This is a genomic window from Mycobacterium sp. IDUB_21, from assembly GCF_055419425.1.
Genome location: NZ_JBVAXQ010000031.1, coordinates 1 through 1378, shown reverse-complemented (window position 1 = coordinate 1378; position 1378 = coordinate 1). Strand labels below are relative to the sequence as shown.

General features: G+C 64.4%; 1 protein-coding gene. It reads right to left on the bottom strand.

The genetic code is table 11. From position 1 onward, the window contains the following. Positions 1–40: 40 nt before the first annotated feature. Positions 41–1326, bottom strand: a protein-coding gene (locus ACZYY4_RS22985; RefSeq protein ID WP_463812327.1) for an IS3 family transposase whose coding sequence is annotated in 2 segments (ribosomal slippage) — positions 41–1044 and positions 1044–1326 — 1287 coding nt in all. Because the reading frame shifts where the segments join, the coding sequence is not laid out codon by codon here. Positions 1327–1378 lie beyond the last annotated feature (52 nt).

Sequence of the window (1378 nt, the reverse complement as noted above, 5' to 3'; positions counted from 1 at the left end):
GTGAGCCGTCCCGGTAAGTCCGGGGACTGATTTCCTTGAATCACCCCGCCTTCGGTGGGGTGTGCCTGTGATCGTAGTGAAGCGCTTCGACGGCTGCGGGGGTGAAGTCGTCGAGGTAGTCGTGGGGACGTTCGGTGTTGAACCAGTCGACCCATTCGGCGGTGGCGAGTTCGACCTGGCTGACGTCGCGCCACGGGCCTTGTCGATGGATGAGCTCGTTCTTGAACGAACCGACGGTCGTCTCGGCGAGCGCGTTGTCCAGTGCGTCGCCGACCGACCCGACCGAGGGGTCCACTCCTTCGTCGATGAGCCGCTGCGTGAACGCCACCGACGTGTACTGGGCGCCGGCGTCGTTGTGCGCAATCAGGCCACGCAGATCGTAGTGCCCCTCTTGAGCCCGAGTGAAGAATGCGTGCTCGAGGGCGTCAAGAACCAGCGGCGTGGTCATCGACCTCCCTGCCCTCCAGCCGAGAATGCGACGGCTGAACGCATCGATCACGAAGGCCACGTAGACAAAACCGCTCCAGGTCGCCACATACGTAAAGTCGGCTACCCACAATCGATTTGGCGTCGGAGCGCAGAAATGGCGATCGACCAGATCCGGGTAACGGGCATGGCTGTCGTCACTGATCGTGGTCTTGTGTTTGGACCCATAGCGGGCCCCCTCCCAGCCCTGGGCGCGCATGATCCGCTCCACCGTGCAACGGGCCACATCGTGGCCCTGGCCGCGCAGCCGGATCCACATCTTGCGTGAGCCCAGGGTCTGCACGAACTTGCCGGTCTTGGCGTCGTTGCGCTGAGTGCTGATGATCTCGACTAGCTCGGCCTCGCGCACCTGGCGGCGCGTCGGGGTCTTGTTGATCCACTCGTAGTAGGTCGACGGGCTGATCGACACCCCGTTGGCCGACAGCACCGCACACATGGGCTCGACACCCCAGCGAAGCCCGGCCCCACCATCAGAGCCGGGCACCTGGTAGTCCTTGTGCTCGGCGATAAACCGAATCACCGTTTCCCGGGCCGGTCGAGCTCGGCCCCGAAGAAAATCGCCGCTGCTTTCAAGATCTCATTGGCGCGGCGCAGTTCAGCGATCTCGCGGCGCAACGCCTTGTTCTCCTCGGCCATCGCCGAGGTCACACCGGGTCGCTGACCGGAATCGACCTGCGAGCCACGAACCCAGGTCCGCAGCGTCTCCGCAGTACCGATTCCCAACATGCCGGCCACCGCGGTGATTGCCGCCCACTCCGAGGGGTACTGCGGGCGGACCTCGGCCACCATCCGCACCGCGCGCTCTCGAAGCTCAGCGGGATACCTGCTTGCACGTCCCATAACTCGAATCCTCCCAAGATCGGGAGTCTCCGGACTTACCGGGACGGCTCAC